The 12,949-nt window shown below is 49.9% G+C and carries 10 protein-coding genes; 5 read left to right on the forward strand and 5 right to left on the reverse strand.

From position 1 onward, the window contains the following. Positions 1-126: 126 nt before the first annotated feature. Both L6466_RS00525 and L6466_RS00530 read left to right on the forward strand, forming a co-directional pair. Complete coding sequence (locus L6466_RS00525; protein WP_237813040.1) at positions 127-2,769, forward strand: endo-1,4-beta-xylanase; 2,643 nt, start codon at positions 127-129, stop codon at positions 2,767-2,769. 26 nt (positions 2,770-2,795) lie between these two features. Continuing rightward, positions 2,796-3,125: a hypothetical protein gene (locus L6466_RS00530; protein WP_091853201.1), complete on the forward strand. Its 330-nt coding sequence runs from the start codon at positions 2,796-2,798 to the stop codon at positions 3,123-3,125. Positions 3,126-3,131: 6 nt separating this feature from the next. Here L6466_RS00530 and dusB read toward each other — a convergent pair whose 3' ends face one another. Together dusB and L6466_RS00540 are read right to left on the reverse strand one after the other, a co-directional pair. Then, a complete protein-coding gene (gene dusB, locus L6466_RS00535; protein ID WP_091853203.1) occupies positions 3,132-4,112 on the reverse strand; it encodes a tRNA dihydrouridine synthase DusB in 981 nt (326 codons plus the stop codon). Positions 4,113-4,160: 48 nt separating this feature from the next. After that, complete coding sequence (locus tag L6466_RS00540) at positions 4,161-7,742, reverse strand: alpha-L-fucosidase (RefSeq protein WP_237813041.1); 3,582 nt, start codon at positions 7,740-7,742, stop codon at positions 4,161-4,163. A gap of 198 nt (positions 7,743-7,940) precedes the next feature. Here L6466_RS00540 and L6466_RS00545 point away from each other — a divergent pair, with 198 nt between their 5' ends. Genes L6466_RS00545 through L6466_RS00555 form a run of 3 tightly spaced genes read left to right on the forward strand, consistent with a single transcriptional unit; the run spans position 7,941 to position 10,092 of the window. Then, a complete protein-coding gene (locus L6466_RS00545; RefSeq protein ID WP_237813043.1) occupies positions 7,941-8,321 on the forward strand; it encodes an L-rhamnose mutarotase in 381 nt (126 codons plus the stop codon). Between the two features lie 3 nt (positions 8,322-8,324). Beyond that, on the forward strand, positions 8,325-9,188 hold the full coding sequence (locus L6466_RS00550; protein ID WP_091853205.1) for an AraC family transcriptional regulator: 864 nt from the start codon (positions 8,325-8,327) through the stop codon (positions 9,186-9,188). A 13-nt stretch (positions 9,189-9,201) separates the two neighbouring features. Continuing rightward, positions 9,202-10,092 carry a cation diffusion facilitator family transporter gene (locus L6466_RS00555; RefSeq protein ID WP_091813262.1) on the forward strand — a complete coding sequence of 297 codons (891 nt, stop codon included), beginning with the start codon at positions 9,202-9,204 and terminating at the stop codon, positions 10,090-10,092. Positions 10,093-10,123: 31 nt separating this feature from the next. On the opposite strand, the gene dprA is transcribed toward L6466_RS00555, so the two are convergent. The 3 genes from dprA to L6466_RS00570 are packed head-to-tail and all read right to left on the reverse strand — an operon-like array spanning position 10,124 to position 12,944. Beyond that, the gene (gene dprA / locus L6466_RS00560; protein WP_237813045.1) at positions 10,124-11,251 is read right to left on the reverse strand and encodes a DNA-processing protein DprA; all 1,128 of its coding nucleotides are present in this window, start codon (positions 11,249-11,251) and stop codon (positions 10,124-10,126) included. Then, positions 11,248-11,652, reverse strand: coding sequence for an acyl-CoA thioesterase (locus L6466_RS00565; RefSeq protein ID WP_091813267.1), 405 nt, complete (start codon positions 11,650-11,652; stop codon positions 11,248-11,250). Before L6466_RS00565 ends, dprA begins: the two co-directional genes overlap by 4 nt. Beyond that, positions 11,649-12,944 (reverse strand): DUF2851 family protein, encoded by a 1,296-nt coding sequence (locus L6466_RS00570; protein WP_237813047.1) that lies wholly within the window; start codon positions 12,942-12,944, stop codon positions 11,649-11,651. The genes L6466_RS00565 and L6466_RS00570 overlap by 4 nt, the downstream gene beginning before the upstream one ends. Positions 12,945-12,949: the final 5 nt, after the last annotated feature.

Consider the following 12,949-nt stretch of genomic DNA (forward strand, 5'->3'; position numbering starts at 1 on the left):
GAGAAACAAATATGTAAAAAACTAAAATATTACAAGGCTTTTGAAACATAAACAAAAACATTATTTGAAAAAAAGTCCTACCTTTGCACGCAAAATCGATATTAAAACTATAAAAAAACTATTGTAATGCTTAAATTAAACCAAACCATTTCTTGTCTGGCACTGACAGCTCTCAGTCTTTCGCCCCTGGCGCTGAAAGCACAGCTGTCCTCTAATCCTGACAAATTCTTAGGTAATATTACCACCCGCTATCAGATGGATGCCGGAGGCGGGGTTCCTGTTTATTATAAACTCTGGAATCAGGTGACCCCTGAGAATGAATCTAAGTGGGGCTCTGTGGAGGGTACACGCAACTCCTACAACTGGGGGTGCGACAATGCGTTCAATTATGCCAAGAGTCATAACTTCACTTACAAGTTCCATGCGCTGGTATGGGGAGCACAGTATCCCGACCGTTGGTTTAACAGCAACTTGTCTGTCACCGAACGTTTCATTGCTATTGAAAACTGGTTTAATCAGGTTAAGAAGAAGTACAACCATCTGCCCATGATAGATGTGGTCAACGAGGCTATCGATGGCCACCAGGCAGGCAACCCCCTGATGAAGGAGTCGCTGGGTGGCGGCGGTAAGACAGGCTACGATTGGCTGATCAAGGCTTTCGAGATGGCGGGAGAACGTTTCCCTAACTCTATTCTGATTTACAACGACTTCAATACTTTCCAATGGAACACCGACCAGTATATCACACTGGTACAGGCCATTCGTGACGGTGGTGCGCCTATCGATGCCTATGGTTGTCAGAGTCATGATCTGACCGACTGTAAAGTAGAAAATTTCAAGTCTTCTGAGACCAAGATTCAGAATGCCTTGAAGATGCCTATGTATAGCACGGAGTATGATATTGGTACTGCTGACGATAACCTCCAGCTGCAGCGCTATAAGGAGCAGATTCCTTATATGTGGGAGAAGCCTTACTGCGCCGGTATCACCCTGTGGGGCTATGTCTATGGTGCCACCTGGACAACAGATGGTAACTCTGGTCTTTATAAAAATGGTGTGGAGCGTCCTGCCATGACCTGGCTGAAGGAGTATATGGCCAGCGACAAAGCCAAGAGTGCCAAGAGTCCCTTCCCTGGCATGAAGAAACGTGTGGGCGTGTATATCAAAGCCAAGGACTTCAAGATGGCCAAGGGTGACACGCAGTCTATCAAGGTGCGCACCATCATTACTGACGATGCTAAGGCCGAGAAGGCCGATATCGCCATCGACTCTGTGAAGCTCTACGATGGTACTACGCTCATCGCTAAGATGACCGAGGAACCTTATATTGCTGAATATACTGGCAAGACAGCAGGTACGCGCACACTGAAGGCAGTGGTCTATACAAATGATGAAAAGACCTATGAGCGCACCTCACGTATCACCGTACAGTCTTCTACCATCAAGCGTGAGCCTTATCATGGCGAACCAGTTTCCCTGCCTGGTGTCATCAATGCTGCTGAGTTCGACAAGGGGGCTTCTGGCGTCACCTATAGTAATGCGCCGTTCAATTATAGCACACGTGCCTCAAACTCAGCCACAAAGACCGATGGCTGGATGGAATATACCGTTGACGTGAAGGAGACGGGCATCTATCAGTTTGATGCCGAGGTGGCTGCTGTCAAGACGGGTGGCGCCTTTCATATCTCTGAGTATGGACTCGATGACCTCACCTTCTACACCAGTATTATTGAGGTGCCTGCTACGGGTGCTACCGATAACTTCCAGCAGTTGCACGGCGTGTTCAGAAAAGAGCTTACTGCTGGTCGCCACACGCTTTGCCTGAATACCGACAAGGCTGGCTTTTATATCCGTAATATCAGCATCACTCCTTATGCAGAGGACAAGACGATGACCTGCACCGTGACGCGCACACCTACTACTGTGCAGGTGGGTGAGAAAACCACTATCAAGGTCACTGCTTCCTCGAAGACCAGCACCATTGCCCAGGTGAATGTTTATGCCAACGGCCTTCTTATCGGCACGCTGACCGAGGCTCCCTATACGTTGGAGTATGTGCCTACAGTCTATGGTAAACAGCAAATCACGGCTATTGCTATCGATGCTGATGGTAAGTCGAAGACTTCAACGGCTCAGGTGCTCACCGTCAATCCTAAGCGCGAGCCTTATGCCAGCGGTATCTCTATCCCTGGTACATTGCAGGCCGAGAATTTTGATGTTGGTGGCGAGGGCTATTCTTATCACGATACCAGCACGGCCAACGAGGGTGATGCCAACTTCCGTACCAATGATGGTGTGGATGTGGTAAAGGGAAACAACGGTAAGGCTATTGGCTATACAGAGGCTGATGAGTGGATGGAATATACCGTCAATGTGAAAGAGACAGGTAAATATACCTGCGAGGCTGTTGTCTCTTCTGGCGTGACAGGCTCAAAATTCATTATCCAGCGTGTCTTGGGCAGCTCAAAGACGCTACTTGCCACCATCAATGTGCCGCAGACGGCCAACAACGATTGGGGCACGTATAAATCAGTGACACAGGATATTTCTACCACCCTGTCTGCAGGTGAACATGTGTTACGCATCACCATCAAGGGTAAGCAGTGTAATATCGATAAGCTTATCTTCACCCTGAAACAGAGTACGGGCATTCATGATATCGAGGCTGATGGTCAGTCGACACCTATCTATAACCTGAGGGGTCAGAAAGTGTCTGAGGGCTACAAGGGCTTCGTTATCCGCAACGGCCGTAAGGTTCTGAAGCGATAAGACACCTGTACGGATGATATAATCTGATGGACAAGATAAAAAACAAACGGGTATTCGTTTTCAAGAGGTTACCTCTGAAAAAGGACTATTATGCAATCTGCTTGTTTGGCTTTATCTTGTCCATCAGACCTTTAAATGCCGTAGAGACCAACCATGAGTCCATCCATGCCGCCCAACAAAAGGAGTTGCTCTACGTTCCCTTTTTTATCTGGTATGGCATAGAGTGGCTGGTACTTTACCTTAAATATCGCGATGCCAACAAGGCCTACTTCCATATCCGTTTTGAGGAAGAGGCCTATGCCCATCAGTCAGATCTCAGCTATCTGAAAACCAGGAAGCATTACCGATATAAATAACCCTTTTTATCCTAATAGCTTGCGGGTGTCCTCAAGGATGCCCGTTAGTTCGTCCATCTTGGCAGCACGCAGCATGGCGATGCGTGTCTGACGGAAGTTGGGGATGGCCTTGAAGATGGGGGTGGCTGCAAGGTGGCGACGGGTGTGCAGGATGCCACGGGTCTCATCGATACGTTCCACGTTGATGCGCAACTGCTCTTCCAGCACGTCCAGTTTCTCGTTGAAGCCGAAACTCTCGTCCACTATGTTATGATCCAGATAGTCGCGTATCTCCTTGAAAATCCAGGGGCGGCCAAAGGTGGCACGACCCACCATGATAGCATCGACACCATAACGCTCGAAAGCCTGCTTGGCCTCTTCGGGTGAGGTGATGTCGCCATTGCCGATGATGGGGATATGAATGCGGGGATTGCGCTTCACCTCACCAATCAGGGTCCAGTCGGCCTCGCCAGTATACATCTGGGCACGCGTGCGACCATGGATAGTGAGTGCCTGAATACCACAGTCCTGCAGTTGTTCGGCCAGTTCGGTGATGATCAGTTGGTCCTGGTTCCATCCCAGTCGGGTCTTCACGGTAACGGGCAGTTTCACGGCATCCACCACCTTGCGCGTAATTTCCAGCAATTTGGGGATATTCTGCAACATGCCAGCGCCGGCCCCCTTGCCAGCCACCTTCTTCACAGGACAGCCGAAGTTCAGGTCGATGAGGTCAGGACCAGCCTGTTCCACGATTTTTGCAGCCTCTACCATCGCATCCACGTCGCGTCCGTAGATCTGAATGCCCACGGGGCGCTCTTCGTCGCTGATGGTCAGTTTTTGCTGGGTGGATTTTACATCACGTATCAACGCCTCGGCCGATACAAATTCTGTATATACCATTGAGGCTCCGAACCGCTTACAAAGCAGTCGGAACCCAATATCTGTAACGTCCTCCATCGGTGCCAGGAACACCGGTTGGGGGCCAAATTCTAAGTTACCTATCTTCATTCTGTTTGCAAAGGTAATGCATACCGAGTGAAAATGCAAATCTTTTTGTTACTTCTTCACAATTTTCTTGCCTCCTACGATATTCAAACCTCTCATCAAGCGTGTGCTGCGACGACCCAGAAGATCGTAGATTGTAGATTTGAGATTTGTGACTTGAGAATTGTGGTTAGAGATGTTGTCAACGATGGGGTCGTGACCAAGATACTCCAGGGTGAAGTGGTCGAATTTACAGTCGTTGCTCTGGTAGTCTTTTAATTCTACACCAATGGTGAGCATGCCGTCGGTAACCTCGGTTGTGACACTGGCAGTATTGTCGGTGAGCTTGGTCATATCGGCCTTGTCGCTATTGGCGATGAGTGAAGCACCCGGATGAATGGTCGATTCGCTGGTGCGCACGCCAACGCGGTATTTGCCTGCTGGCAGGCCAGAGAGCTGCTGCATGATAGAGCGATCGGTGAGGTTGCCTGAGCCTTGCCATTTGTTGAAATAGCTGCTGCCAACCTTAGCAGGCAGGTAGTTGGCATACTCGCACTCGAAAGCATCGTCTTGTGAGAGCGTCCAGCCCACGGGGTGCTTGGCGTGGAAGTTGTTATAGCGTGTGCCGTCGGCATTGGTGATGAGGTAAGAGACGTCAATGGGATTCTCTTCCGTTGCCTTGTCGATATTCTCAACGGCGGCAATGTATTTTCCACGCTTTATGGCATAGATATCGAAATGACCGGTATTCTCAGAGGTGGCGTCGCCGCTGATTTCCCTGGTGCCGTCGTAGCGACCCAGGATGCCGCCCTTGTTGTTGGTGAGGGTCCATGAGCCCGACGGAGATGCGTCGGAAGTGGTGGTGGCGGTGACGTAGGCACGGTCGGTCCAACCCTCGCCATTGTTTTCTGTGCGATAGTTCCAGTTGTTGGGGGCATCGTTAGACTGCAGACAAACATCGGGATTGCCGGCATTGGTGATGATGAGCCACTTCAGGTTATCGCCCTTAGCACCAGAGTAGTTGTTGGCATCAAAGGCATCAAGGGTCCACAGGGCGTTCTTGTTACCCTCGGGATAGACATCATCCTCGTACCACATGGTCTGATAGGCAGCCCCCTGCTTATTGCCTGTGGCCAAAACCAGTCCATTGTCTGTATTGTGATCGTAGATGGCAAAGAAAAACTGACTCACATCCTCGGGCAGTGTCTCTATCTTCTGCCAGCCCTTAGCCTCTGCATGGCGCTCGCCAACTTCTTTCGGCGTATAGAGTACCACGCGCTCAGCGCGGAACTCCTGTGTGCCGGAACCATTAAGCAGGTTGGCCTGGAATCCGATATATACCTCTGTCTCTTTATCGAGTTGGAAGTAGAGACCCTGGATCTTCATGTCACCTGTGCAACTGCTGATGGGATAATAGGCCAGGGCTTCAGCAGGGATGTCTTCGGTCTCAGAGAGTTGGGTGCTGACAAACATGTAGGCCTGCTGACTCATGTTATAAGTGGTGTTGTAGGCAGCACCGAAATAGTATTTGCCAGCGGGCATCGTCACCTTACGGTAGATGCGGGCATCCTTCAGACTGCCGGTAGTGTTGTTGCCGGCATCATTCCATACACCGAGCATCAGGGCATCCTTACCGGAATACTTATCCAGTCCGTGTTTGGTGCCGTCGCCACCATTCGGAATGTCGAAGTTCTCCACGGTCCAGTTCTTTGGTGCACCAAAACGACTGTTGCCACCAGCGGAACGGGTGAAGTCAGAACCCTCAATGAGATACTGTGTGGTGACATTCTCTTCAATGACGCCATTAAAGGCACCACCCTTGTTCAAACCATCGTTCTCCAGACTGCGATAGGCATCGGCCAGCGTCTGGCGGGCTGACTCGTAGTCAGCCTCAGGAGAACCGGAGGGCACGGCTTTCGCCTTCTCTATGGCTGCACGCAGCAGGTCGAGCTTGGCGCTGTTGATCTTACCTGTATTGTAGGGGTGAGTCTGGTTAGTGAGCAGAGGAAGGTCCTCCTCCAACTCACTAATCATGGACTGCAACAACTCAGAAGCTGTACGTACTTCTTTCTTGAAGATGATACGGAACACAGGAGCAATGGCATTGGGCTTGCTATCGGGTACGATGATGCTCAGTCCCTGGATGCTTTGTTCGAACGTGATGGGCTTGTCGTAGCCTAGGAGTTCCACTTTCTCCACGTCACCGCTATACGATGACTCGATGATAGAGAAGGCCTTGAAATCAAACTGTCTGGCTTCGGGCCATGCCATGATGGTGGCATAAACGGTATCGTTGCGCTGCACATAACGCACGTCCTGGGCAGAATAGGCCTGCCCCTCGTTGAAACCCTGAGCATTCATGGGGTTGGCAGCCTCGGCAAGAGGACCCTCCCCAAAGGTTTTCCACATACGTGTGCCATAGATACTCTCGCTGTTGATGTCCAACCAGGCCTTGATGTCAGCCAGAACCTTCTTTTCCTTGTCATCAATAGAGCCATTGCCCTTCACGGGGATAGAGAGCAGCAGGTTACCATTCTTTGACACTACGTCGATAAGCATACGAATCACGGTAGCACCACTCTTGTAGCCATTACCATTGTACACATTCTGGTCATAGTGCCACTGACCGATGCAGGTGCAGGTCTGCCAGTAGTCTTCCTGTGGACGATCGGGGATACCGCGCTCCACGTCCCACATCATATAGTCTTTCTGTTGGGTAGTGAGCTGTTTACCTGTGACCACCACCTGTTGTTTTCCATCATGATTGGCAGCGCTGTGGTTGTAGTAGTGCTGCAGGATATTCTTTCCAATCTGGTCGTCACAGCCATAGAAAGGCATAGCAGTGTCATCGAAATAAATCATGTCGGGGTTGTAGTCGTCAATGAGCTCCAGCACACGATTCTGGAACTTCTGCTTGTATGCAGTAGAGGGCTGACTGGCACCGTTGCCCCAGTCCCATTGTGAGTGGATAGTACCAGAACTCTCCCAACCAGTAGAGTGCTCATGATTCTGGGCGTAGAGCTCCTGTGGGTCGAGTCCTTCCCACCATGTTCCTACACCATCGGCCTTGGTCAGGTTGCCATCAAATTTCTGTGAGGGTTCCAACCAGGTCCAGGCATGAGAGGCATGGATAGACACACCGAGAGGCAGGCCTGCCTTCTTACAGGCTTCGCTCCAACCTTTCACGAGGTCTTTCTTCGGACCTACATTTACGGAGTTCCACTCCTGATAGGGTGAGTTCCATAGGTCGAAATTGTCGTGATGATTACCCAAAGCCATGAAATAGCGGGCTCCAACGCTCTTGTAGAGGCTTACCAGTTCCTCAGGATTCCACTGGTCGGCCTTCCACGCGTTACAAAGATCTTTCAGACCAAAAGTAGAGGGGTTGCCGAAATGGCTCACGTGATAGTTGTACTGTCCGCTACCCTCGTAATACATAAAACGGGCATACCAGTCGCCGTCCTCGGCCTGACATTGCGGACCCCAGTGAGCCCAGATACCAAACTTAGCGTCCTTGAACCATTCAGGGCACTCCCATGCGCTGAGCGATTCCCAGTCATTACCAAACGTGCCAGTCTTCACGGTCACGTCTGTCTGTTGTGCACTTGCTGACAAAGCAAATGCCGTCATCAACATAGTAAATAGTTTCTTCATTGTAGTATTTTAGTTAGTTAATATTCTGGCTGCAAAGGTAGAAAATATGTCGATGATAAGGCGTCATTATATTGCATCAAGATAGGACAAAATGTTAAAAAGATAATATAGTCCTACAAAAAGTTCGCTTTATGGTATACAACCAACGGGAAAATATGTTACCTTTGCATCGTCAGAAACTATAATGAATCATAATAAGTGGAAGGCTATATTCAAAAATTATCTAACGGCAAGTTGAAACGCTATGTGCAGTTTCTGGAGATCTCGGATGATCCGGAACTGATGGCGCAGTATCGTTATTGGCACTCAGAGGGACGTCACTGGCAGGAGATACGTGAGGGTATCCGTGCCGTTGGTATCCTTGAGATGGAGATTTATATGCGTCATAATCAGTTGGTTATGATAGTGGATGCTCCTGCCGACTTCAATTGGCAGGAGGCGATGAGTCGTCTGGCTACTTTGCCCAGGCAGGCAGAGTGGGAGGCCTTTGTGGCCCGTTTCCAAGGATGTAGCGCGGATGCTTGTAGCGATGAGAAATGGCAACCGGCAGAGCGTATTTTTCAACTTTATGAAGACTAAGAAATGATGCATTTACCCATAGAGTCATTTAATTTCCAGATGCTGAATGTGGGACTGGCTCACCACGATGGCGACTGGAACTGGAAAAATGTCAGTTCACCCTTCACGCGCATCTTCTATGTGAAGGAGGGTGAGGCACAGTTGCATCTTCCTCAGCAGGTTGTAAGATTGCGCCCCGGTTATCTTTATATCGTACCTGCCTATACGTTGCATTCCTATGAGTGTGAGGGATTGTTCGTACATTATTATCTACACGTGTACGAAGGGTTCAAAAGTGAGATGAACCTGATGGAGCAGTATGATTTTCCAATCGAGGTGGCTGGTTGTCATGATGACGAATTATTGTTGCAACGTATGTGTGAACAGCATCCACAGGCACAGTTGCCATCAAGTAATCCGCAGACGTATGATAATGCAGCGCAGTTTACGGACTATGTAAGGCGTTATCGGGATATACCGTTATGGCAGAAAATGGAATTGCGCGGCAGTATCCTGATGCTCTTTTCCCGTTTCTTGCGCGAGGCAGTACCACATGAATGGACCACGGATGAGCGTATGAAACGGGTTCAGGAGCATATCCATTCTCATATCTGCGAGAATGTGGATATCGAGGAACTGGCTGATGTAGCTTGCATCACCAAACCGTATCTTATCCGACTATTTAAGAAAGAATTTGGTACTTCGCCAGTACAGTATATCAATAGTAAGAAGGTGGAGCGTGCCCAACTGTTGCTTTATACCACCGATATTCCTGTGAAGGAAGTGGCTTATGAACTGGGATTCAATGACCATAGTTATTTCATCCGCATGTTCCGTAAGGTGACGGGCATCACGCCGCAGGAGTATCGCAGACAGTTGCGGGCATAGCAGTATCAGGGAAATGACAAGAGAGGGAGAGATCTATAAAGTGACGCTGGTGGGCAGCATTGGTAATCTGCTGCTCGTGGTGTTTAAGTTTATTGCCGGCATACTGGGAAACAGTGCGGCGATGATAGCTGATGCCGTGCACTCGCTGTCCGACTTCATCACAGATGTTATCGTGATTATCTTTGTGGGCATTAGTGCCAAACCGCAGGATGAGTCGCACGACTACGGTCATGGGAAGTTTGAGACGCTGGCTTCTTTCTTCGTGGCCTTGGCATTATTAGGTGCTGCTGGTGGCATCATTGTGTCAGGAGGAGGAAAACTGATGGATTGGCTCAGCGGCGCAGATTTGGAAGCGCCTGGTATGTTGGCTTTATGGGCAGCACTGCTTTCTATTGCTGTGAAGGAGGTACTGTATCAATATACGGCTGTGAAAGGCAGACAACTGGATTCGCAGGTGATGATAGCCAATGCGTGGCACCACAGGAGTGATTCGCTCTCGTCGATAGGTGCTGCCATCGGTATTGGTGGTGCCATCTGGCTTGGTAACCGTTGGACGGTGCTCGACCCTTTGGCTTCTGTTGTGGTGGGTCTGATGTTGGTGAAGGTGGCGTATGACTTGCTGAAGATCAACATCGGCGAGCTAACAGAATGCTCGTTACCAGCGGATACTGAGGAGGAGATAGTGAGAATCATCGAGTCAGAGCCAGGTGTGAGCGAGCCGCATCATCTGCGTACCCGTCGCATTGGTAACCGTATTGCCATTGATACGCATATCCGCCTGGATGGTAATATGTTGCTGAGTGAGGCGCATCAGAAGACAACAGCCATTGAACACAGGCTGAAGGAACGGTTTGGTGCACAGACGCACGTCACCATTCACATGGAGCCTGTGAAGAGGGCATAGCTAGATACGGATACTCCAGATGGCACGGCTATCACTTCAGCAGATGATAGGTGCCACCAGCCAACGGACGTATCACGCCTTTCATCTCCATTTGGAAGAGGAGGGCAGTAAGTTGACCGATAGGTATATTCGTCTTGACAGATAACTGGTTGAGTTGGAAATCGCCGAATTCATCGAGAATTCTGGCGATTTTCTGTTCTTCTTCGCTTAGTTCTGGGAAGATGCTGCGCTCAATGCCCTTGGCTTGCGCCTGTTTCAGTTGGGCGTCATTCTGCCACCCCATGGCTTTGACAAAATCCTCTGCACAGGTAATCAACGAGGCCCCATTATCACGGATAAGGTTGTTGCACCCCTCGCTATAGGGTGCACCTACTGGTCCAGGGAAAGCAAATACTGATCGGTCATAATCCATCGCGATGCCTGTGGTGATGAGACCACCGCCTTTAGAGGCACTCTCCACCAGGATGGTGGCGTCGCTCATGCCTGCCACGATGCGGTTACGCTTTACGAAGTTGAGCTTATCGGAACGGGTCTCTGTCATATACTCTGTGAGCAATCCGCCTTGTCTCAACATCTGTTTCGCCGTTTCCCGATGAGCACTTGGGTATATCTCGTCAAGTCCGTGGGCCAGTACACCTACGGTCTCGTAACCATTTTCCAGGGCCTGGCGATGGGCACAGATATCTACGCCGTAGGCCAATCCGCTGACGATAAGCATCTCAGGACAGAGACTCTTCAAATCTCTGACGAAGCGGCGTATCAAGTCTTGACCATAGGTGGTGCAGTGGCGGGTACCAATGATATTGATGACACGTCGCTGGTTCAGTGGCGCCGAACCCATATAGTATAAAAGGATAGGGGCATCGGGACACTCGCTGAGGCGCTGAGGATAATCTTCAGCCCCCAATAGTAGCGGTCTGATATCATGCTTCGTGATAAACTCCATCTCCTGCGCGGCACGTGCCAACGGGAGGGTCCAGTCTTTCAGACTCTCTGACAGTCGGTCGCTGCACTCGGGCATCACGTCCTTGATATCAAGGCGATGCTCATAAACGGCCTGTCCGCCTCCCACCTCTCTGTAGAGGTGCAGGGCAGTCTGGAAGTTGAAACCCGTCATACGGGTTAAGGCAATGGTATAGTAGACTTCCTGTTCGTTCATGCCTGGATATACTTCTCAAAAGCTGCGTCATACTCGGCACTATTGCCCAGACGACCATTGATGAGACATACCAATTCGATCTTTCCGCGGAAACAGAGCTGTTCGTCGCTGGCACGATAGATATCCTGATGGAACACGTATTTGATGCCTTCCTTCGTGAGGTTCAGGCGTGAGATAAACTCGTCATCAGGACGCAGGGGCACCTTGTATTGCAGTTGCATGCGTGCCACCACGGCATCCACACCCTTTTCGTGCATCTCAGCAAACGAGAGACCGCACTCCTTTAGGAACAGGTGACGTGTATGCTCACAATAATGTACATACTGCGCATTATTTACAATGCCTTCAATGTCGCATTCATAGTCGCGCACTTCCATGCGTGTTTCAAAGATATATTTCATTTTCTTATAAGATATTCATAACCTATTCTGCAGCGCAGACAGTCCCTGCGGTCGCAGTATTCCTTCTTCAGTTGGATAAGTGCCTGACTGTCACCTGCTGTCTGTACCTCCAGTCCGCATTCCTTCCACATACGTATGATATGATTCTCTTCTGCCTTGAGCTGTTCCAGCAAGTCGAAGGCGCGATCGCACAAATCCTCTCTCTGACGATGCCTGCCCACGGCAAAGAGCATGGGGATGGCGGTGTTGATAATCATCAGGTTTGACGACGTGATGGATGTTTTCTTCGTACTTCGTGGTCCCTCGGCACCAAACATATAGTGCGTCTCCCAATAGGGCGTCACATGCGTTTGCAGCAACTGGCGCAACTGTTCTATGGTCTCACATTCCAACAATGCACTCAGTCCGGCCTTGCGCTCATAGTAGAGGTTGGCCAGTTGGGCGATGCGGATATAGGGGAAGTTCTGCGGACGCAGACGAAGGAAGTGCCAGGGCGCAAAGTCCATTGGCGTCAGCGAGAATTTATGAGCCAGGTAGAGGTATTCGTTGCGCAGTTTAGTGAAGTAACCCTCGTTAAGTGCTGCTATCTGATAGCGCTCAGGGATGCTTTCCAGTTGCAGCAGTCCGGCCTGTCCCATGAAGATTGCCTCTATCTGAAACAAGTCATCACGATGTTTGTCAACAGCATGCAGGGGTATGTTTTTTGCCCACATCTCAAAGGCGTCGCCATTGATGCCGAAGCCATAGTTGCGTGCCAGGGTGACGAAATAGCCGTCTTCCCATGAACCATTACATTGCTCCACACGTTTGAATATGGCCTCTGTCTTCTGTTCCAGTCGTTCCGTTTGCAGGGCTGCCAGCCACGAGTGCACCTGCAGTCGTGTGAGGTCCGGGATGACTTTGTAGCAGGGTGGATACTGGTCGTTATGGAGCAGTTCGTCGTAGTTCTCTTTCAATGTGTCTGGAATCTGCAACACCATCTGTGGCAGATAGTTGCCGTCTTGTGTCTTCACATCCATATCGGCATTGGCCACCACATGGAGTATCACATTATTATAACGCACATCGCGATCGTGTCCATGACGATACCAGTCGCTTGAACTGAGATGTATTTCTATGTTACCTACCCATAGCGTGCCACTGATTTTTACCTTGGCATTAAAGAAGTCTGGCCCTGAATTGCGATTCAGCAATCCAGGATCCAGTATCTCGACGACGCGTCCGTCGGTGGTCTCTAAATCACCGAGAGGCAGCATCTTATGTTTCCAGACGTAATGAAGCAGTCGTTCCATAGTGA

This window comes from Prevotella communis, assembly GCF_022024175.1.
GTDB classification, from domain to species: Bacteria; Bacteroidota; Bacteroidia; order Bacteroidales; family Bacteroidaceae; genus Prevotella; species Prevotella communis.